Raw genomic sequence first — 21695 nt, forward strand, 5'->3', positions numbered from 1 at the left:
TATCTTAATTTTTCCTGTAAATAGAGGGGGCAACGCCATAATACTGCTTAAACAATCTTGAGAAATGGTACTGCGTACTAAAACCAAATTGATCCGAAATATTGCCAATAGGAATACTTGTTCCTTTGAGAAGCAGTGCAGCCTGCTGACAGCGTAATCGCCATAAATATTTCATCGGCGTGATAGATAGGTACTTATTGAAAATAACCACCAGATGATTAGCTGTTATATTCGAATTTTCAGCAATTTGAGTTAACGTAATAGGTTCTGCAAGGTGCTCACTCATATAATCGCAGGCTTTTGTAATAGACCTAGGTACTTTTGTCTCAGAAGATTCTGACGTAAACCCATGCGCATAATTAATGTAGTAACGAATTAATGCAGGCCCCAACAACATTAACGATTGAACAGTAGGAGTAACCGGATTTCTTGTTAAAGATAACCCCAACTCCATAAAACGCAGTAAGTCCATATTCTGTTCCGTAACTAACGGGGCATTGGGAATAATATTGTTGTAGTAATCAGGCCGTTCATAAAAGTCTAACTGACACCAAGTATGGTGGCTTTCTTGATGCTTACTAAAGTGATGGGTTTCCTTGTTACCAGGAAGTAAAAGACAAAATTCACCTGGTTTTATATTGACTTCAGTATCTTCAACATAAAAAGTCACCTCACCGGATAACAAATGAAAAAGCTGTAATCCACGTTGAACCCTGGGACCGTGATAACCACCAGGCGGATACTTTACGCTGCCAAAGTAGACTTCTTTCAAACCATCGAAATTAATTTCAGACAAATTGTCGAATATTTCAGACATGTACTAGCAACCTCCGCTGATTTTATCATTGTTTCCCGAGAACAAAGAACTATGTGAAACACTAATATGTAGTTCTTTCCCACAAAAATAACATAATTTTTAAAAAGGATTAAACTATGAAAAGTCTAAGTATCGGTATGATTGGTACTGGGTACATGGGTAAAGCTCATGCTATTGCGTATCGAAATGCAGGGGCAGTGTTCCCTCTAAGTGCATCCATTAAATGTGAATTTCTCGCCGATATCAACCTTACTCAAGCGAAAGTAAAAGCGGAAGAATTTGGTTTCAAACGTTATACAGATGATTGGCAAGTGTTGGTGAGTGATCCCAAGATCGATATCGTAGATATCTGTGCCCCGAATTTTTTACATAAAGACATTGCTCTTCTAGCAATTAAAAATGGAAAGCACGTTTATTCAGAAAAGCCCTTAGCCCTTAACTCCGAAGACGCAAAAATAATGACACTAGCAGCAGAAGCAGCTGGTGTGAAAACATTAGTTGGGTTTAACTATATTAAAAACCCAACCATCCAACTGGCAAAACAAATCATAGAAAATGGAGAAATTGGTGATGTTGTGCATTTCAGAGGTACATTTAACGAAGATTATCTAGCAGATGAAAAGACTCCCTTTAGTTGGCGTTTACAACGCGAATTTTCCGGTACAGGAGCTTTAGGTGATATGGGATCACATATTATTAATATGGCGCAGTTCTTAGTATCTCCTATCTCTTCGCTTTGTGCAGACATGAGTACAATCTACACAACTAGATATGAGCCAAACGATCCTATCCCAAAAAACGTAGAAAATGATGATCAAGTCCATATGATGGTACGTTTTAAGAGTGGGGCTATCGGAACAATAGAATCTTCAAGAATTGCTTGGGGACGAAAAAATGGCCTTTGGTTTGAAGTAACCGGAACTAAAGGAACCATAATATATGATCAGGAGAGATTATCTGAACTACAGTTATTTACTGCCGAAGACAAAAAATCTAGACAAGGGTTCAGAACCATTTTAACAGGGCCAGAGCATCCTGATTATGAAAACTTCTGTGTCTCAGCAGGTCATGGTCTCGGATATAACGACATGAAATCAGTTGAGATACGTGACCTTATTGAGGGCATTACAAGTAATTCACCGATGTATCCCGATTTCAGAGCAGCTTGGGAGGTAACTAAAGTTATCGATGCAGCAGAAGTTTCTTTTAAAGATGGAACATGGGTTACGGTAGACTAAGTAAACCGCATACAGCACATGTTAGCATGTGCTGTATGTTGACTTGCTTTTTCATGTTATTCACGTCATTGGCTAGATGATCGCTAATATGTTTAAACTGGATTAGATAAAAGCGAGCAGGTCATTCAGCTGGAACCTACTTTAATCAATATAAAGACCAGCTAAATCCTACTGTAGGGCTACATTAACAAGTCAATATTTTAAGATGCAATTTAGACACGAACTTGTCATGGTTTTTCATCATGGACTCTAAATCGGAATAACATCCATCTGCGATAGAAAATTTATGTTGTTCATAATTTGGCGAAACTAAGTAAGTCGTCATGTTCGCTCTTTTCGCCGCCGTCAGGCCTGTAAAGCTATCTTCAATAACTAAACATTCTGCAACGGCCATGTGGAGTTTGCGGGCAGCGGTTAAATAAACATCTGGATGGGGTTTACCATATTCTTCATCTTCAGCGCTGCAGACAACACTGAACTTGTCCCACAGCTGAAGACGCTCGAAGACTGCGTTAATCACGACATGATTGGAAGATGTTGCCAATGCAACCTGTAACCCTTGCTTGGCAAAGTAGTCTAATGCCTCGTAAACGCCAGTCATCGCCTCACCAGAAGTAGAAATACGATGACACAACTTCGACAGAATCATCACTTCCAGCTCTTTCGTTGGAACGGTCAATGAATATGCCTCACACCAAATTTGCGCTATTTCATCAACACGCTTCCCCATTGTCATCTTTTCGCAGTCGTGACGTGTAATACACACACCAAAACTGTCGAGTGATTCCATCTGCGCTTCTTGCCACAGAGGCTCAGAATCAATGAGTACACCATCCATATCAAAAATAACCGCTTTTATATTCATGCTTACCTCAAAATTAGAAAAGGTATGACAACCAAAACCATTGCCATACCCTAAGTCTTTTAAACGACAGACACTTTATCTGACTCAACAAATGTCGTTTCAAACCTTGGCTGTTCAACATTAATCAAGTAGGTAAAGAAAAAGGCCAGCACGTACAACGTAGTGTAGGCAATGACCACACCGATTGTGCTGAAGTACGGTAGTAATACCACCGCAATGGCTGGCGCAAGGAAGTTAGACAATCCGGCAGATAAGTTATAAACCGAAATCGCCGCGCCTTTGTGGTTTGGTTCCAGTGCCGGAAACACTGCCGCCATTGGTACAAAGGCTGCTACAAATATCCCCAGAGAAATGGCCGGGATCAACGCCATGTAAAAGTTGTTACCGAAATGCTGAGGAATGTAATAGAACGCAAGGCTAGAGAGTGCCATTCCCACACAACCAAACCAACGCACTACTTTCATCCAGCCCAGTTTTTCGCCCAAGATCCCCCAGAAGACATTAGAAAAAATGGTGGTAAAGAAGAACACTGCCCACACCTGAAGCCACTCTGACGTAGTAAAGCCAAGATCATCGACAAACATCATCGGCATGATGACCGCAAAACCGAAAAGCGACAGCGTGTTGATAATACGTACAAAGCTAGAGAAAAGTATGTTCTTGTTGGTGTAAAGAAGCGTTACTGCTCGGCTTAATTCGGTCAGTTTCTGCTTGTTAGTCAGGTTATGCATGTGCGTCGGCGTTTTAACATTACGCAAAGCGACCATTGCAATCAGACCACCCGCGGCACAAAATGCCAGCGATAACCACAAGGTACCAAACTCACCAATCCAAGGAATAGTAAAGCTAGGTATGTAGCTACCCGCAACACCAATACCGATGGAATATACCGTCCAGAACCAGCCAAGTGCCGAGCTTACGCCATCACTGCGAACGTTGTGTACAATCACCACGATAAATGAATAGAGGAACAGTGGATAAGCCAAGCCACGAATACCGTAAAACAGTAAAATGAGTCCGTAGTTTGACTGACTCAACCCAAGGGTTAAGAACAGTACGTGGAATACACACCAGAGTAGAAAACCAATTTTCATCGTTTTCTGTGGAGTAATGATCTCCGCTACCACACCGGATACCCAAGCGGCCAACGCCGCAGCCAAACCGTACAGTGTAAATGCAAAAGATGACTGAGCCGGACTAAAGCCTAGCTCGGTAATGTAGTGCGACAGAAACGCCAGTTCAAAGCCATCACCAGTCATAAAGATTGCGATAGCGACGTATCCCCATATCAGATTGAGCGGCAATCCAAGCCACTGTTTGCTTACGTGTTCCATATATTCCTCGTTTCGTAGGGTAAAGGAATCCCACGCCCCCTCCTTTTTCTTTTTTGGGGGGCGTAGTCCATTTTTAGTTGTGATGTTCTTTCTAAGGAGGCTCTTAACGGCCAGTGTTACGACCGAAGGGCCAAGTCGTTTTTGTAAAGAGAGCGAAAACGTGAATAACGCTCAGACAGTCCTGCTTCACGCTCGACATTCGGTTGATAAACGCGATGAATTTCCGGCTTCTTACATACTTCATCCACCGATTTTCCTGACGCTAGGCAAGCGAGTCGAGCCGCCCCTAACGCCCCACCCGTTTCACCACCTTTGTGAGTAATCGTTGGCAAGTGAAGAATATCGGCGAGCAACTGAGCCCACAACGAACTACGGGCACCACCACCCACCAATGAACACTGTTCGATGTGCGTACCGCTTTCTTGCAACACTCGCAAACCATCAGCAATACCAAAGCTCACCCCTTCGATCACCGCATAGCCAAGTAACGCGCGGTTGGTGGAATGGGTCATGCTGTGGAACATACCCGTTGCTTGAGGATCATTATGTGGCGTGCGCTCACCGGACAGATATGGTAAGAAAATTGGCGATTTTGCTTTCTCTTCTTCACTAAGCTGTTCAATTTCAGCCAACAACTCCACTTCCGTTGTGCCTACTATGCGGCAGAACCATTGAAGGCAGCTGGCGGCGCTAAGCATGACACTCATCTGATGCCACCGTTGTGGCAAAACATGACAGAAGGCGTGTACGGCAGACTCAGGTGCGGGGCGATACTTCTCATTGACCACAAACAACACACCGGAAGTGCCGAGAGAAATGAACGCATCACCCGGACTTACCGCACCAACACCGATTGCGCTTACGGCATTATCACCACCGCCACCAGCGACGATTACCGAAGGGCTTAATCCCCATTTGTGGGCCATTTCAGCGGATAAAGAAGCCGATACCTCACAGCCCTCGACCAGTTCGGGCATTTGCTGACGTGTTAACTGGCATTTATCCAGCAGAGAATCTGACCAGTCACGCTTAGCGACATCCAACCACAAAGTGCCTGCTGAATCCGACATGTCGGAAACTTTTTTGCCAGTCATTTTGAAGCGAAGATAATCTTTCGGCAGAAGAACAGTGCTAATGCGGGAAAAGTTTTCCGGTTCATGCTTGCGAACCCAGATTAACTTGGGCGCCGTAAATCCTGGCATCGCAAGGTTGCCCGCAATTTCATGCAGATCCGGAGCTGCCGCTTCAAGTTCGATGCACTCTTCGTGACAACGTGTGTCGTTCCACAAAATAGCTGGACGAATCACATCATCTGCCTCATCCAAAAGCACTGCACCATGCATCTGTCCAGACAATCCAATCGCTTTAATTGCCCCCCAGTACTCTGTGCATTTCTCACGCAGCGCCCCGATCAAATAGTTCGTTGCTTCCCACCACTCTTGCGGTGCCTGTTCCGACCAATGAAGATGCGGGCGTTGAATCGTCAGTGGTGTGCTGTGTGAAGCGACCGTTTCTCCGTGTTCATCAATCACCAGCGCTTTCACTTCTGAGGTGCCGAGATCTATACCTAGATACATGCCCACTCCTTATTGAATCATTGAGTAAGCTGCTGCAATTTTATCTCGCAGCAGTGTTTCAAAATCCGCACGACCGGCTAGTTCACCAAATAAAGCAACATCCTGCGCGTAAACGGCGACTGGGTCTTCAGAATCAAACATGCTGTGCACGGCATTTTCATCAAGAATCCCATCCTGATACTCATAAGGCAGTAAACCTTTGTGCCACTGGTGCATAAACACAAAGAACAGCGCAGGAAGCATCGCAGTCGCATCTGGTGTAACACCACGCTGATAACATTCAATCATCGTTGGCGTAATCATGGCCGGGATTTTAGAAAATCCATCCGCAGCGACACGCTGGTTGGTGTCTTTGATGTATGGGTTGGTAAAGCGCTCTAACACCACCTCAAGATAGGTCTGCAGGTCGATGCCATTGTCACCAAGGCAAGGAATCACATCCTGACTTACGTAATCGTGCGCAATCTTGTAGATATAATCCGTTAAAGTACTTTCGTGAATGAACGACTGGCCAACCAATGTTCCAGCCCAAGCGATACAGCTGTGCGAAGCATTCAAAATGCGGATTTTCGCCTCTTCGTAAGGAATAACCGACTCCACCATTTCCACGCCCACACTTTCTAGTGCAGGTCGAACGTCTTTGAAACTGTCTTCAATGACCCACTGAATAAAGGCTTCCCCCATCACTGGTGCGTTATCTTCAATACCTGTTTGTTCTTTAATCCGATATGGCAGGTCTTCAGCTGGACGAGGTGTAATGCGATCCACCATGGTATTCGGGCTCGTCGTATTTTCCTTCACCCATTGCAACACGTCAGTCTTACCAGTCAAAGTCAGGAACTCCATCAGACCATCTCGGAATCGCTCACCATTGTGACGCACGTTGTCACAGTTCAGTAGTGTCACTGCTCCAGCATTATCCGCCATACGGCGCTCAAGAATCTTCGTCACCGTACCGTAAATCGTTTGGTGGCCACCGCTCAGATCGGCTTTTAGGACTGCGTTATCGACATCCAACGAGTGATCGGTTTTTAAGTAGTACCCACCTTCCGTGACGGTAAACGCGATCACTTTTGTCTGAGATTTTGCACCTTCTTCAATCAGCGGTGCCAAATCTTCCTGCCACGGAAGCAATGTCTGAATAGACTTGATTACCTCATACTCACGCTCCCCTGCTGGACTAACCGTCTCTAACACATACTCACCATTCTGTTCACGCAGAGTTTCAACGGTTGATTCTGAATCATTGCGAATGTTACCTGCCGCGATATGCCAGCTTTGGTCACCCGTTTCTAGCAACTTGTGTAGGTACCAGGCTTGGTGCGCACGGTGAAATGAACCCAGACCGATGTGAAGCCACGTATATTGGTTTTTCATTATATTTCCTCGTTTTTGTTTGATGGCTTAACTCTAATTGATCAAATTACCAAATAAAGAGCTATAGATCACAAATGAACAAAAGACCGTTAATTGGTTTTTTGTTCATTTGTGGGTAATTGATTGCTATTGCACTCACGCGAAGTTAGAGAGAAGATAGGTGTTCTAGATACGATGACGAACTAAATATTGTCATCAAGAGAAACGCAATAAGCTGAATAATAAGGATAAAACGTGGCGAGAGACGATAGTTTTAAAACCGATCAGATGGTTCGCGCAGCCTGGATGTATTACATATCTGGTCGAAATCAGCGCGATATAGCATCTGAACTTGGCCTATCACGTCCAGTTGTCCAGCGCCTGATAGCAGCAGCGAAAGAAGAAGGGATTGTCTCTGTCGGCCTTCACCATCCGATCTCCACTTGTTTGGACTACGCAGAACTGCTTAAAGAGAAGTATCAATTGGTAGAGTGTAATATCGTGCCAACCATCAGCGATGATGAGACGCTTGATAACGTATCTTTTGGCTGCTTCCAGCTCATGTCGAAATACATGAAAGACCTGCAAAATCAGATCATTGGTATTGGTTCTGGTCTGACACTTAAGAAAGCCATTAACCGAATTGATTTTGAAGCACCGAACAGTAAATGTGTCGCATTAATAAGTGCGATGGGCATAGATGGCCAATGTAATTACTATGATGATGTGCCACTGATTCTGGCGCGAAAAATTCAGGCAAACTACTTCCAATTGCCCGCCCCACGTTACGCGACTTCTAACGACGAGTTCAAAACTTGGGCAAGTATGCGCGTTTTCAAAGAGGTATCCAGCGTTGCCGACAGTGCAAACGTGATTTTTCTCGGTATCGGTTCATTGAGTAAAGCCAGCCCAATCATCAAAGACGGTTTCATCTCTGCAGATAAGGCAGATGAGCTCAATCAGCAAGGAGCGGTAGGCGAAATCCTTGGCCGTTTTATCAATGCTGAAGGTGAGGTGATTGACTGCACCATCAACACTTTCATCACCAGTTACGATATACGTAACAATGACTGTCCTCGAATTGGTGCAGCTTGTGGGGAAGATAAACGCCCGGCTATTCTCGCCGCACTGAGAGGACACTGGGTGAATGGTTTAGTTACCGACGAAGCAACAGCGAGATGGTTATTAACGCAATAAACGAATTTTCAGTTTAAGCCGTAGATCTCTTCAGGTGTCGCCCGCGACCCGTTAAACCAGACTTTCAATTGTCCGCATAACGCTATCCATTCGCGGCTCAATTGAAAGTCTGCATCAAGACAACAACGATTTCTCAGTAGAAACACGAGAAGTTAATGTGTTTAATTAATACGGTAGAAACGTTTAGCCAAATTAGTGTGTTAGCCTTTCTATCAACGCTTGTTGATATTCAGGTAATTTCGAACGAGAGACGGATTGAAATGCTAATGGCGTTAAGTAAGTCATACCGGCATGTAGCGCACTCGCTTTCATTGGTAAGAACACATCTTCTAGTTTAACGCCGATTCGACCAGACTCGCCATAGGTACTTGCACCACCAGCCGCAGTCGTCACCAGCAGCATTTCTTTTCCCTGCCATAATCCAGGTCCTACACTCCCCCAAACATCATTCATGTAAGCTTTCATCATCGGGGTAATATTGAACCAATGGGTTGGAAACATAAATACAATGCGATCGTGTTCTCTCGTTAGCTCGCGCTCTCTTTGCGCATCTATTGCGCGAGTATCAAAACCATAAATAGTCTCGAGGTTTCGGACTGTAACTCCTTCAACACTTTCAGCAGCTTGCTGCATCCCCTTGGTCATCACTGACCTTTCTGGATAGGGATGTGAGACAATAACCAGCGTTTTTATATCCGTTTTATAAACCTGCTCTGCAGCAGAGACAACATTGACACACGCGAGCCATAGCATCTGACAAGCAACTAAGAAACCAGCTCGCTTAAGTACGCTATATTTTTTCATTTGCACTGTTCCTATCATTCTTTCTTTAGACTGTTTTCTTACATAAAATGAAGCCCGGCGAACCGGGCTTGATTGGCTACTTTTTATTGATGGCTAGATTTTATTGACCAGCGGCGTATTGCTCGTCAGTTACTTTCTCTTTCCAGATAACATTTTTGCCATCTTTCGATGCTGTAACGACAAGGTGTGTCATTGGTGCATCTGGAGTTGCGCCGTGCCAGTGATCAATACCTGGTGGACACCAAACGCTCTCGTTTTCACTAAAGCGAATTACTTTACCATCTCGGGTGCCAGTAAGAGCCACACCAGAAGTGACAATCATATGCTGACCTGCTGGGTGCATGTGCCACGCTGTACGAGCGCCTTTTTCGAATGTCACATAAGCAGCACTGTAATTCGCGACATCATTTTCTGGGAATAGCATGTCTACTTTAACATTGCCTGTGAACAAATCTTCCGGTCCATTAAACGACTTCAGGTCTTTGCCACGATACACTTGCTGACCATCGGTTGCTTCCTCAGAAGCATTCGCGGTAGAAACCATTGCTGTCGATGACACGATCCCTGCGAGTAACGTTAAAACGAGTTTATTTTTCATCATAATCTTCCCTGTTATTTGTTTATAACCGAATCAAGAACTTGTTGTGCGTTGTTAGCTACGTCTTCACCAACTTGCTTTTCGATAATGGTGATGAATTCTTGTAGCTCATCAACCGTCACATCGTTATTCATACTGATGTTGTAATGCGCCGCCAACTGGCTGTTAACGCCCGGTATATTGGATAAGGTCGCAATAGTCGCAACTTCACGCTGTTTCCAGGTCAACACATCACGGGCAAAAATGTCGCCGAACAAATGAGATTTCAGGTACTCATCAATTTGAGGAGAGAAATCAAATAACGGCCCTTTTACTTCCACGCCAATGAGCTTAGTTTGGTTTTCAGCACCAAATTCAAGGCTGGTTTTGTCTGTCGGTAGTGGCGATGACTCTGGACCAGCAACATCTTCGATTCCATTACTCTTTCTTTCTTCAAGAACCTGCATAAATGCAGCCAATGCATTCAGGCTACGAGGGAAACCAGCATATGCGTATAGCTGACCCAACACTTCCTTGGTTTCGTTAATGGTTAAACCAGCTTCTAAGCCTTCGTTCAGGCTTACTTTCAACTTATCAATTTCGCCACTGGCAGCAAACGCAGCAATTGGGATAATCGCCTTCTCTTTACTACCAAAACCTTCTGCAGCCGTGGCCGTATTCATTGTAAATACAGCTAACAAGCTAGCCACCAAAATGGATAAGTTGCTGACATATTTGTTTATACGAAACATTTTATTCTCCCTAACCCTGTTTATATTGATAAGTACTTAATCCGTACTATCTAAATACAAACTTATCGCAAAATACGCATAGTACTTTGCCTAGAAGAGTCTAATTATTGCCTAATCCTCTATTAAACAATTTCACCAAGATTAAAGACAAAAATAAAAACAAGATTTTACATTCAGAAACAAATTAAATAAGATCATGAACTTGACTATTTTTATATTTAAGCTCGAACGATTAAAAATTAAATGGTAATTAATGCTCGTTTGTTAATTAACATTAATAATGATTAATAGTTACTTGGTATGTGCGGGACTTAGATGAAGCCGTGGGTTAACGTAGAAAGGCCTGTTAATCTGTTTGATTAACAGGCCTTTATTTACAAAATCCAATGTATTATTCAATAACCTCGATAGTGACTTTCATTGAGCCACCAGAAGTAAAGCGCGATAAATCGCCGTCAACTTTACCGAGGTTAATCAATCCAGATGCATAGCCAAAGTTTTTATAAAACACGACTAAGTTCCCCCAAGGCGCGTAGTAAGAAATGTCTCCCGCTTTGGAACTCACGCCAGCTGGCGCCCCTTCCTTGGTTAACTTCGATGGTAGGTAGGCTATTTTTTCAGTACTGGCGTAATCTTCCAACTCTACCGTTAATGGTAGTTGCGCAACAAAATCTTGTGTGCTCGGACTGTCATTTAACGTCGCAGTGACGGTGCGATCATCAAATACAAAACGAATCTTCATTGTACTCTCCCCGGTAATAACTCCGCTCTCGGTCACGTTGCCGGAAGCGAAACAAATTTGGCTAATCATTAATGCGGGCAACACTGTAAGCGTGGATAAAATGGATTTGTGCCACTTCTTTAACAACATAGTAGTGATTCCCTTTTAGTTAAGTGACAGTTTTAGAGGTTACCTAATACGCGTGCCATTCTCTGCAGCCCGTCGAGTAGTTGAGCTTTCGGGCAAGCCATATTGAGACGAATGTAACCCTCGCCTTGGGTGCCGTAAACCGCGCCCTGATTGAGCATAAGAGCGCCTTCAGTTATCAGTTTTTCGCCGATTTCTGCGGAAGGCAAATCTAGCTGACGACAATCGATCCATGCCAGATACGTGGCCTCCTGCTGAATGACACTTAAATGTGGCAATTGTTGATTGATAAATTCAACGACAACCAAATAGTTCTGATGAAGATACTCTCTCAAAGCATCTAGCCAAGCTTCACTTTCGTTGTATGCCGCGATTAATGCTGATACGCCAAAGGGATTCACATCACAAACTTCATGAATATTTAATGCGCGATCGATTTTGTCACGTAGCTGTTTATCAGCAGTGATGATATTGGCGATTTGCAGCCCTGCGATATTGAACGACTTACTCGGAGAATTTGTCGTCACTGTGTTAGCAAGAAACTCATCCCCCAAGGCAGCAAAAGGCTGATGTTGAACTCCCGGAAACGTAAGATCACAATGGATTTCGTCGCTAATCACTTTGACACCATGTCTAAAGCAGATCTCACCCAATCTGGTCAACTCTTCTTGTGTCCACGCACGGCCAACCGGATTGTGAGGGTTGCATAGAATCAGAACCTTCACATCAGATCGAGAAGCTTTTCGTTCAAGATCGTCAAAATCCATCTCGTAATAACCATCACGATTCACCAGCGGATTTTCAATAAGGTGGCAGTCCATATTACGAATCGAACTGAAAAAGCAGTTATACGCGGGAGTTTGAACAATAACGCCATCCCCCGGATTGGTCAGCGCTTTTAGTATTGCTGATAACGCGGGTACCACACCAGATGTGTACTGTATCCAGTCTCGTTCAATATGAAAATTATGCCTTGTACTAAACCAGTTAATCACCGAGTTATAGTAGCCTTCTGACACTTTCGTGTAACCAAAAACACCGTGTTCAACACGTTTCTTCAATGCGTTAACGATAGGTTCGGCAGTGCGGAAATCCATATCCGCAACCCACATCGGAAGAATAGAGCTGTTAGCCATACTATCCCATTTAACACTGCCTGTTCCCTGCCGTTCAACAATTTGATCAAAGTCGAAAGATGACATTACGTTCTTACCTCAAATTCCGTTTCAATTGTGCACCCTCCTGGGTTCTTACAATGTTTATCAAGGATAATTTCGCCGATAGAGCGTGCCTTGATAGAACCAGACAACGGGTTCTTGACACTGATAATGTCGGAAACAATTTCTGCGTTCAATGTCGCGTATTCAAAACACAGATCCGTCTCCTCCATTACGCAGTTTTCCATAACTAGATCCTGCGCGTAACACAACGGTTGCTCACCGCGTATTGTACAGTTCACTAAGCGTAAATTTTTAGAATGCCAACCTAAATATTCGCCATCTAAAACACTGTCGTACACAGTCACATTTTCCGTGCCCCAAAGTGCATCTTTAGAGTCCAAATACGCATTGCGAATCGTGACATTTTTAGCGTCTTGGAACGAGTAGTTTCCTTGCAGCTTGAAGCCGTCAATTTCGACATTTTCACAGTTCATAAAAACATAGTCGGCGCCGCGCATTTCAACATTATTAAGGCTGACATTGTCACACATCCACAATGTCTCACCAGCATTAGGAAATCGTGAGTTTTCGATAGTAAGATTCGAGACTCGGCGAAACATTTTGGGCGCTTCGACAACACAATTATTCATAGTTAGGTTCTCTGAATACCAAATCGCCGCTCGTGCATACACCGTAAACAGACTCTGCTCAATTAGGACGTCATTACTGTGCCAGAATGGGTATTTACCCATAAACTCACTATGTTTAACCATAATATTCTGGCTATGCTTGAGTGCGGACTCGCCTGGGTAAAATCGCACTTTATGCAGAAACTTGTTTTCTGCTGCGTATAGCGGTCTTTCACCTTCAAAAAAGGTGTCGCAGATTTTTTCTTGATTACAGAGATTTTCTTGAATTGTCTTTGATAGAGTCATGGTGTACCTGAACTTAGCGAATTTGGGATAGTCGTTGACGTATACCAACGCATTAAATTATTTACTTAAATTTGAGCAATAATCGCCCCGGGTGCCATACAGGTACCCTAATGATCATTTTTGTCATTTTTATATTTAGCATGGCTAATAAATTAGCTAACCATGCTAATATTTAATAAAAAGGTAAGGAATACAAAAAGACAGTGGATTAGTAAACCTTACACAAAAAACTAGAATGAGATTAAAACTTGAGTAATAACCTCTTCGGTGAATTTATTTCTCATCTATATTAGTTATGAAATTTTTCACATCTGCTGAGTGAGTATTTCAGGCTTTCATATCTTTTTAATTAATATACCCAAATGACTTCAAGATGCCGGATTCAGAGCGTTGTCACTGATGCTAGTTCAAGGAAAATAATGCAGCGGAATAGCAAGCTCTTTCCAAATTATTTGACGCAGAAATTGTGTCAGTGACAAGCTCCCGAAGGGCGAGTTGTCTTGACTCACAGTCTTTGTTAACGATTTTTGATTTAGAACCACTAGATCTTCAAATCGTTGCCGCGTCTGAGAGCCAAGTCATTCTCGCTGAACCAAGCATCTCGAGGTTATTTGGGTATAACGCTTTAAGAAATAATCATTTCATTAAATTAGCCTAAAACATCCGCCAGAACTTGGCTGGCATTTTCCGCGACTGCCTTTCCACAGTGCTGCTCTATTTCACCAACAAACTCTTTTAACAAGTTTGGTGTGATACCATTATTCAGACTAATACCAAAATGTGCCTGAAGTTGACCATTCACACCTTGCATATTTGCCAAGGCTGCAATTGTCGCGAGTTCTCGTTCTTTCCATGTCAGTACATCACGTTGGAAAATATCACCAAACAGATGTGCTTTAAGATACAAATCGATTTCAGGCGCAAAATCAAACAGAGCACCAGAGACAGGTTGTCCGACTAACTGTGTTTGGTTCTTAGTACCAAAACTTAAGCTGCTTTCGTCTGTTGGCAGAGGACTTGACGGTTCCCCTTCAGGGTCAACGATACCATGTTGCTTCCGCTCTCCTACTATCGCCATAAACGTCCCCAAGGCGTTGAGGCTTCTTGGAAAGCCAGTGTATGCGTACATCTGTACCAGTATTTCTTTGGTTTCGCTGATGGTGAGGCCTGCATTCAACCCTTCGACCAAACTCATCTTCAGCTTTTCAAGCTCACCACTTGCAGTAAATGCAGCTATTGGAATGATGGCTTGTTCTTTACCAGAAAAATGTTCTTGCATGGTTCCCCCAAGTTTGAGTCAAAGGTGAAATAGTTGCCTAGTATCGACAAGTGCCCTAGAAAGTGGACTTTGTATACTGTGACGACACGTTTAAATTTACGCCTAAATTGAAATAACCGTTAGCCTAATGGTTGCCAATATTTGCCTAATTATCCAAATATGCGTTTTGATACAGAAAACCGAATGGAGATTCACCTTAAAATCACCTCATGAAAAATAATATTTAAGCAATTGTTATACATAATCTTTTAGTCATTTAAAGGTTAACTTAACAAGTCAAACCGTGAGAGATAAGTGAGAAAGAATGTGATAAATTCGTCAATAACAAGTTGCCTAATATTCTTTACATAAAAAAAATAGCTGTTATAACTAAATAGTCAAAACCAGATGTAGTCCAACCCTTCGGTGCCCATGGAGTAGCTATGAACGACTCACACAACATGAATGTATCAGCATCAATCCTTGCTGAAAAAATCCAAAAGTGGACCGGTGACGCCACACAAGTTGATACCGAAATTCCTGGGCTTAGATTAAGTCGATGGACAACGCCTACCCCACCAACCAGTTATACCCATAACCCGAGTATCTGCCTGATTGCACAAGGCAAGAAACGAGTTTTACTTGGTGAAGATAGCTATATCTATGATGCCAACCATTTCCTGATCTCATCAGTTAACCTGCCAATTACAGCCAACATTCTGGAAGCAAGTGAAGAAGCGCCTTACCTTGGAATAATAATGGAGCTGGATTTACAAGAGATCTCTCAACTTATTGTTGATAGTGAGCTTTCTTTAAACAGCGGCAAAGAAGCACAAAAAGGCATCGCGGTAGGTGAGCTTTCTAATTCGCTGCAAGATGCATTTATTCGCCTTATGACGCTATTAGATGAGCCGGATAACATTAAGATCCTTGCTCCGGTAATCAAGCGAGAAATTTTTTACCGATTACTAATGACTGAACAAGGCGTACGATTAAACCAAATCGTGACGACAGGTAGCCACAGCCATCAAATCGCCAAAGCCATTGACTGGTTAAAGAATAACTTTGTCAAACCATTAAGCGTAGGCGACCTTGCAGCGTACAGTGGTATGAGTAAGTCTGCTTTTTACACGCATTTCCGCTCAATGACCTCAATGACGCCATTACAGTTCCAGAAGAAGTTGCGCTTGAGTGAAGCTCGACGCCTAATGCTGACAGAAAACTTAGATGCGATGGCAACGACATTTAAAGTTGGTTATGAAAGCCCTTCCCAATTTAGCCGCGAATACAGCCGCTTATTTGGTGCGCCACCTTCAAAAGACATTAAAGCGCTGAAAGAAGCCAACATATCTTAAATTTAGTCTCTTCCAATATCAAAAAACTAGCGTCACTCTTCATCGACTAGAAAATAAAAAATCAGGTAACAAGAGTAAACCTGTCACCTGATTTTAAGCTGTGTTTAATTTATTCTAGATTTTTCGCCCAGTAATAATTTTCTATAAGATTTATCTCTGTACTCGAAGTTAGAATTATTCGCAGAACTTCAAGCTTTTAACTACTCCTTTACCCGTAGAACAGTAAAAGTCTATCGATCTAGCCTCGATCGGGAAGCAGAGTTCTGTAAAACAATACTCACCATCTTGTAGAAGAAGTTCACTAGAGCAACGATCAACGATTAATGTAAATTGTAAGCTTTCACTATAAGGAATAGTTAAACTAGTTTCGTGACTGAACAGGTTATTATAGTTTTCTTCACCCTCAGCACCGACCTTTCTACTCGTAGTAACAACAATATTTTGTTCGTTACGTTCAATATTATATGTTAAACACTCACTTCCTAGAGGAGAAATAGCGATTGAACTTCCTCTAGACAAATGCAACGTACCATCTAATATTCCTGCCTGATAATTCTCAGATATAACAAGGCTATCTCCCGACTCTAACGTTTTATCTTTAGCAATCATGGTATTACTTTCATTGAGCCATAGGTTAGGTAAAGAAGATAAAAGGCGTAAACCCGATTGAGTTTGCGATAATTTTAAATCTCGTGGCGCACTCATTGCGCTGCGCCATGCCTGTGTTGGAACGTCGTTAGCATACAGCCAGTTGCTCATCCACGCGATTGACGTGCGGCGACCATTTGTCACATCAGACCAAGTTTGTGCTGCATAATAATCCTTACCATAATCTAGCCAAAGTACGGTATCAGCATCATGATGATTGATAAAACGTTCACCATCAAACTGGCCGATAAAATATTGAGTACCTGATCCCCCTGCGTGGCTGCAACGTTGCACACCCACAATAAGTACCCAATAACAAATCTCAGACCCATCCAATATGATAGGAAAAAGATCCGGACACTCCCATGGCATTTCATCATGTTTACCTTCATTCAAACCGAAGTTAGCGGTTTTCTCCCACTGCTTGAGGTCCTTAGAACGATAAAAACCAACCTCCTGGCCTTCTGTTACGACCATCACCCAGTGCTGGCTTTGCTCGTGCCAAATGACTTTTGGATCGCGGAAGTCTTTTAATCCTGGGTTGGGCAGAACCGGATTGTCTGCAAGTTTACTCCAACTAAAGCCACCATCTTTACTGTATGCAAGGCTCTGCATTTGATCGCTGTCTCTGCCGTCATCATAGGCAATACACGCAGTATAAAACGCCAATACACCTGGCTGAGATTCATTGTCAAACAAACCACTGGTATTACGCCAATCCACTACGGCACTGCCTGAAAAACACATTCCTTTATCGTCTGGGACCAGTGCTGGCGGTAAGTGCTGCCAATTACGTAAGTCGGCACTGACGGCATGTCCCCAATGCATCGGTCCCCACTTATTTGCGTAAGGAAAATACTGATAAAACAAGTGGTATTCATTATTTACGTATACCAAACCATTAGGGTCATTCATCCAACCGAATGGAGGCGTAAAGTGCAGTGTTGGACGAAAAGGGTCTTTTGCTAATTGTTGCATTCTATTGAGTTCCAAGTTTTCTCTTTTTCTTTTTAAATAAGGCAGCATAACCTTTAAAATTATTTTGCTGTTTATTTAAGGAATAAAATGCACGTTAAATTTAATTTTAAATAAATTTAACGTGCTTAATAACGTTCATCTTGAATATAAAAAAGGATAAAAATTAATTTAAATTATCTTTAAGCCGCGATTTCAAAGGCAGCTTTTATCAATTTTTGTGTGTATTCCATTTGTGAGTTTTCCAGCACATCAATCGTTAAGCCTTCTTCTACAACTTCACCATGTCTCATCACTAATACACGATGACAAAGTGATTTTACGACTCGTAAATCATGGCTGATGAATAAGTAAGAGATACCACGCTTTTCTTGAAGCTGCTTAAGTAGCTGGACGATCTGGTTCTGAATGGTTAAATCCAGAGCCGACGTTGGCTCATCCAACAAAATTACTTTCGGGTCGAGAACAAGTGCTCTGGCAATGGCAATCCTTTGACGCTGCCCACCAGAGAATTCATGTGGGTAGCGATTGAGAATATTAGCGGGTAATCCTGCATCCAATAGCGCCTTCTCCAACTTAAGCAAGCGTTCACTTGGATCCTGACATAAGCCATTGACGATTAACCCCTCTTCAAGGATTTGTTTCACCGAAAGGCGCGGGTTAAGCGACGAGAATGGGTCCTGAAATACAACTTGAAGCTCTTTGCGCAAAATGCGAAGTTGTTCATTCGTTATGCTATTCAGGCACTGCCCATCATAAGTAACTTTACCGTTGATATCGCCAGAATTGAGTAACTGAAACATCGCCATTGCGAGTGTCGTTTTACCCGACCCACTTTCGCCAACAATACCCAATGTCTCACCGCGTTTGAGTGAAACAGAAATATCATCAACAGCGACCAGTTTTTTTTCTGGCTCACGACTAAACCAACCCTTCTTACCTAATTTAAACTCCACTCTCATCTTTTCAGCATGCAAAATGACCGGTGAAGCCTGTGGAACAGGTGACGCAACACCTTTTGGCTCCGAGTCGATCAGCATTTTGGTGTAAGGATGCTCCGCTTTGGTGAAAATATTCTCGGTTAAGCCATGCTCTACCACCTCACCACGCTTCATCACGTAGATGTAGTCTGCAAACTGGCGAACAATGGTTAAATCATGAGTAATCAACAACACACTCATGCCTGCTTTTTCTTGCAAGTTCTTAATTAGGCGCAAAATATTCGCCTGAACCGTCACATCCAGTGCTGTCGTAGGTTCATCAGCGATCAGTAAGTCTGGGTTATTGGTCAGTGCCATCGCGATCATTACCCTCTGACGCTGACCACCAGAAAGCTGATGAGGGTATTGGTCGAAGCGCTCTTCCGGATGAGGGAGCTGCACCGCTTCAAAAAGCTCAATGGTTCGCTTTTTCGCTTCAGCTTTAGAGATTTTTTGGTGAATTAATATCGCTTCACTGACTTGTTCACCAAGCGTGTAAAGCGGGTTTAAAGAAGTCATGGGCTCCTGAAAAATCATGGAAATCTTGTTGCCTCGTAACTTCAACAACTGACGCTCGCTCGCAGTGGTGATATCGACATCGCGGTAAGTGACCTTACTTTCCTCTCCAATTTGAGCATGCTTAGGTAACAACCCCATTAGAGAGCGAGCTGAGACCGATTTACCGGAACCACTCTCACCAACCAGCGCAACCATTTCACCAGCTTTAATATTGTAACTAACGCCTTTGAGTGCCTGCACTAAACCATCTTCGGTTTTGAAGCCCACATTTAGGCCAGCCACTCTCGCAATTGTTGGTCTGTTAGCCGCTTGACTATCAGGTGTATTTCTATCTTGCATCATATTTCCTCAACATCAGCGGTTAATTAGAGTACGGATCAACGGCGTCTCGTAGGCCGTCACCAAGTGCGTTAAAACCTAATACGGCAACTAAGATGAAACCAACGGGGTACAGCAACCATGGGTAAGAGCCGATGGTTTGGAATTGTCCGGCAGCATTAAGCAGTGAGCCCCAGCTAAACATAGGTGCTTTTACTCCCACCGCTAAAAAGCTGAAGAAACTTTCGGTGAGTACGATGGTTGGCAACATAATTGTCGCAAGCACCACCACGTTACTGGTGACGTTTGGCAAAATATGACGGAGTACAATACGCATATCTTTTGCACCCACCGCTTTCGCAGCACGTATGTAGTCCAGGTTTCGCATCGACAGGGCTTGCGCGCGGACCTGACGGGCCACGAACGCCCACTGCAGTGAAGACAGAATAACGATGAGCATGATAAAGACGCTCAATGAGTCGGCTGTTTTTGGCAGCACGGCAATCAACGCTAAATAAAGTGGAACCGCTGGAAAGGCTAACGCCAGCTCTGCAATTCGCTGTACGACGAAATCAAATCGGCCACCATAATAACCAGATAGAATACCGACAACCGTACCAACAGAGACCACAACAAATACGACCGTAATCGCAAAGATCAACGTGATTCGACTACCGAAGAAACAACGAGCGAGCAAGTCACGTCCCAAGTTGTCTGAACCAAGCAAAAACAGTGGTGATCCGTCTTCTAACCCAACGAAATGAGTATTGAAGCTCATACCCAAAAACTCATACTCCCAGCCCTGATTAAAGAATACTAAATCAACACGGCTGTCCTTATTTTCTGTGACGACGGGTAAAAACGTAACAGGATCAAGATCAACGACTTTTTCATAAACAAATGGTCGTAAGTGAAAATTACCATCCGTATCGAAGAAGTTAATATTCGCAGGTGCGTCATAAATATTTTCACTAAAACGAACCGTCGGATCGTTAGAGGAAAAGAACGGGGCGAATATGGACGTCAGGCCAAGAAGAGTAAGCAGAACCAAACTCATCAATGCCATTTTATTTCGTTTGAAACGTATCCAAACTAAACTCGAGTAACTTTGTGATTGTTTCATGAGTACTACCTACGATAAACGAATTCTAGGGTCTAAGATGGCTAACAATAAATCGGAGATTAAATTACCGATGATGAGCAAAGCAGCCACTAGTAACATGATGGTGCCGATAACGTACGTATCCTGCTCTGCCATCGCCGAAATGATCAGAGGGCCAATGGTTGGAATCCCAAGTACCATCGCAGCTTCCATTTCACCGGTAATCATGTAAGGCAATGCAACACCCTGATAAGAAATCAAACTATGTAAGGCATTCGGTACTGCGTGTTTATAAATCACTTTGCTTTCGCGTAACCCTTTTGCACGAGCTGTTTCGATATATTGCATTTTTAAAATATCGAGCAAGTTACCGCGCATCAGTCGAAGGTTAAATGCCATACCACCGAAGGCGGCAATAAAGATGACTGGCCAGATGTGAACCAAGGTATCGAAGAACTTATTCCACGACATCGGCTCAAACAGATATTCGGGAGAGTTCATTGCGCCTATCGAGCCTATGTCCCAAGCGAAAATCATGAAATAAACAATAATAATCGCCATAACAAATCGAGGTACCGTCATCGCTATAAAGGACAACAACGTTGCAACTCGGTCCCCAATTCTATTTTGGTTCCTCGCAGCAAATATCCCCGCAAACACCCCTAATAAAGTCGCTCCTATATGACACCCAAGGGCGATAAAAATCGTTCTTGGTAAACGTTCTCCAACCACATCCATAACCGGTTTGTTGTAAGCAAACGAATAACCAAAATCAAAATGAAAAACGATATTTTTTAACCAATTTGCGTACTGAGTTAGAACCGGTTCGTTTAAGCCGTAACGCTCACGAGCCGCATCCGCTAACTGCTGAGCCTGCTCCGGAGAAGCCCCACCCATTGAAATCGCTTGGTTTTTAATTAAATCGCCGTAATCTCCATCTGGCAGTTGGATGATGACGAAAGTGATGGCGCTCAGCACAAGCAGTAAACCGATAGTGCTAAGTATCCGTTTAGTAATAAATTCAATCATGTTACATCCCATATTCAGGCGGGAGATTGCT

Annotated in this window: 19 protein-coding genes; 3 read left to right on the top strand and 16 right to left on the bottom strand. The window is 43.1% G+C overall.

The annotated features are described in order from the left end of the window. Positions 1–4: 4 nt before the first annotated feature. A complete protein-coding gene (locus tag OO774_RS23380; RefSeq protein ID WP_264907151.1) occupies positions 5–817 on the bottom strand; it encodes an AraC family transcriptional regulator in 813 nt (270 codons plus the stop codon). A gap of 116 nt (positions 818–933) precedes the next feature. Between OO774_RS23380 and OO774_RS23385 the strand changes: the two genes are divergently transcribed. After that, a complete protein-coding gene (locus OO774_RS23385) occupies positions 934–2055 on the top strand; it encodes a Gfo/Idh/MocA family oxidoreductase (RefSeq protein WP_264907153.1) in 1122 nt (373 codons plus the stop codon). A gap of 184 nt (positions 2056–2239) precedes the next feature. Here OO774_RS23385 and hxpB read toward each other — a convergent pair whose 3' ends face one another. The 4 genes from hxpB to dalD form a co-directional block, all read right to left on the bottom strand. Further along, positions 2240–2920 (bottom strand): hexitol phosphatase HxpB, encoded by a 681-nt coding sequence (hxpB, locus tag OO774_RS23390; protein WP_264907155.1) that lies wholly within the window; start codon positions 2918–2920, stop codon positions 2240–2242. A gap of 59 nt (positions 2921–2979) precedes the next feature. Beyond that, a complete protein-coding gene (locus OO774_RS23395) occupies positions 2980–4254 on the bottom strand; it encodes an MFS transporter (protein ID WP_264907157.1) in 1275 nt (424 codons plus the stop codon). Positions 4255–4370: 116 nt separating this feature from the next. Further along, the gene (gene xylB, locus OO774_RS23400; protein ID WP_264907158.1) at positions 4371–5831 is read right to left on the bottom strand and encodes a xylulokinase; all 1461 of its coding nucleotides are present in this window, start codon (positions 5829–5831) and stop codon (positions 4371–4373) included. Between the two features lie 9 nt (positions 5832–5840). Further along, the gene (gene dalD / locus OO774_RS23405) at positions 5841–7208 is read right to left on the bottom strand and encodes a D-arabinitol 4-dehydrogenase (RefSeq protein WP_264907159.1); all 1368 of its coding nucleotides are present in this window, start codon (positions 7206–7208) and stop codon (positions 5841–5843) included. Between the two features lie 234 nt (positions 7209–7442). Between dalD and OO774_RS23410 the strand changes: the two genes are divergently transcribed. Further along, positions 7443–8384 (top strand): sugar-binding transcriptional regulator, encoded by a 942-nt coding sequence (locus OO774_RS23410; protein ID WP_264907161.1) that lies wholly within the window; start codon positions 7443–7445, stop codon positions 8382–8384. Positions 8385–8576: 192 nt separating this feature from the next. Here the strand turns inward: OO774_RS23410 and OO774_RS23415 are convergent, their stop codons facing one another. From OO774_RS23415 to OO774_RS23445, 7 genes are all read right to left on the bottom strand, one after another. Further along, positions 8577–9188 (bottom strand): NAD(P)H-dependent oxidoreductase, encoded by a 612-nt coding sequence (locus OO774_RS23415; protein WP_264907163.1) that lies wholly within the window; start codon positions 9186–9188, stop codon positions 8577–8579. Positions 9189–9288: 100 nt separating this feature from the next. Continuing rightward, the gene (locus tag OO774_RS23420; protein WP_264908699.1) at positions 9289–9786 is read right to left on the bottom strand and encodes a cupin domain-containing protein; all 498 of its coding nucleotides are present in this window, start codon (positions 9784–9786) and stop codon (positions 9289–9291) included. Positions 9787–9800: 14 nt separating this feature from the next. Beyond that, on the bottom strand, positions 9801–10517 hold the full coding sequence (locus OO774_RS23425; RefSeq protein ID WP_264907165.1) for a carboxymuconolactone decarboxylase family protein: 717 nt from the start codon (positions 10515–10517) through the stop codon (positions 9801–9803). A gap of 391 nt (positions 10518–10908) precedes the next feature. Beyond that, positions 10909–11259, bottom strand: coding sequence for a cyclophilin-like fold protein (locus OO774_RS23430; RefSeq protein ID WP_264907166.1), 351 nt, complete (start codon positions 11257–11259; stop codon positions 10909–10911). Positions 11260–11420: 161 nt separating this feature from the next. Then, positions 11421–12587, bottom strand: a complete 1167-nt coding sequence (locus OO774_RS23435; protein ID WP_264907168.1) for a MalY/PatB family protein — start codon at positions 12585–12587, stop codon at positions 11421–11423. Continuing rightward, complete coding sequence (locus OO774_RS23440) at positions 12587–13480, bottom strand: DUF3737 family protein (RefSeq protein ID WP_264907169.1); 894 nt, start codon at positions 13478–13480, stop codon at positions 12587–12589. Before OO774_RS23440 ends, OO774_RS23435 begins: the two co-directional genes overlap by 1 nt. A 649-nt stretch (positions 13481–14129) precedes the next feature. Beyond that, positions 14130–14759, bottom strand: coding sequence for a carboxymuconolactone decarboxylase family protein (locus OO774_RS23445; RefSeq protein ID WP_264907171.1), 630 nt, complete (start codon positions 14757–14759; stop codon positions 14130–14132). Positions 14760–15181: 422 nt separating this feature from the next. On the opposite strand from OO774_RS23445, the gene OO774_RS23450 reads away from it, so the two are divergent. After that, positions 15182–16093, top strand: coding sequence for an AraC family transcriptional regulator (locus OO774_RS23450; RefSeq protein ID WP_264907172.1), 912 nt, complete (start codon positions 15182–15184; stop codon positions 16091–16093). Positions 16094–16267: 174 nt separating this feature from the next. Here the strand turns inward: OO774_RS23450 and OO774_RS23455 are convergent, their stop codons facing one another. The 4 genes from OO774_RS23455 to OO774_RS23470 form a co-directional block, all read right to left on the bottom strand. Further along, the gene (locus OO774_RS23455; RefSeq protein WP_264907173.1) at positions 16268–17719 is read right to left on the bottom strand and encodes a glycoside hydrolase family 32 protein; all 1452 of its coding nucleotides are present in this window, start codon (positions 17717–17719) and stop codon (positions 16268–16270) included. A gap of 179 nt (positions 17720–17898) precedes the next feature. Then, on the bottom strand, positions 17899–19554 hold the full coding sequence (locus OO774_RS23460; protein ID WP_264908700.1) for an ABC transporter ATP-binding protein: 1656 nt from the start codon (positions 19552–19554) through the stop codon (positions 17899–17901). Between the two features lie 22 nt (positions 19555–19576). After that, positions 19577–20656 (bottom strand): ABC transporter permease, encoded by a 1080-nt coding sequence (locus OO774_RS23465; protein ID WP_264907175.1) that lies wholly within the window; start codon positions 20654–20656, stop codon positions 19577–19579. Positions 20657–20665: 9 nt separating this feature from the next. After that, positions 20666–21664 (bottom strand): ABC transporter permease, encoded by a 999-nt coding sequence (locus tag OO774_RS23470; RefSeq protein ID WP_264907176.1) that lies wholly within the window; start codon positions 21662–21664, stop codon positions 20666–20668. Positions 21665–21695: the final 31 nt, after the last annotated feature.

It is taken from the genome of Vibrio sp. STUT-A11 (genome assembly GCF_026000435.1).
Classification (GTDB): domain Bacteria; phylum Pseudomonadota; class Gammaproteobacteria; order Enterobacterales; family Vibrionaceae; genus Vibrio.